This is a genomic window from Opacimonas viscosa, assembly GCF_024199005.1.
Classification (GTDB): Bacteria; Pseudomonadota; Gammaproteobacteria; order Enterobacterales; family Alteromonadaceae; genus Opacimonas; species Opacimonas viscosa.
Genome location: NZ_JANATA010000152.1, coordinates 1 through 268 on the forward strand (window position 1 = coordinate 1; position 268 = coordinate 268).

Sequence of the window (268 nt, forward strand, 5' to 3'; positions counted from 1 at the left end):
TTGAACGTGTGCAGGAAACGATCTTAAACAAAGAGGATGCGTTTCGTTTTCAAGGAGAAAGCCATGCTTCCAGTTCATCTTGATCTAACCAATAAACACGTGCTGATTGCCGGCGGTGGAAGGATTGCGGCTAGAAGGACGAGTGCGCTATGCATGGAGCCATGCAACATAACCATTGTGAGCCCTGACATTTGTGATGAAATGGCGAATCTCATTGAGACATATCAGCTGATTTGGAAGAAAAAGAAAGTGGATGCGGAAGATGTAA

The 268-nt window shown here is 44.8% G+C and carries 1 protein-coding gene; it reads left to right on the forward strand.

The features are described 5' to 3' along the window. Positions 1-63: 63 nt before the first annotated feature. A partial coding sequence (locus NLF92_RS13075; RefSeq protein WP_284700442.1) for a precorrin-2 dehydrogenase/sirohydrochlorin ferrochelatase family protein occupies positions 64-268 on the forward strand: 205 nt, incomplete at its 3' end.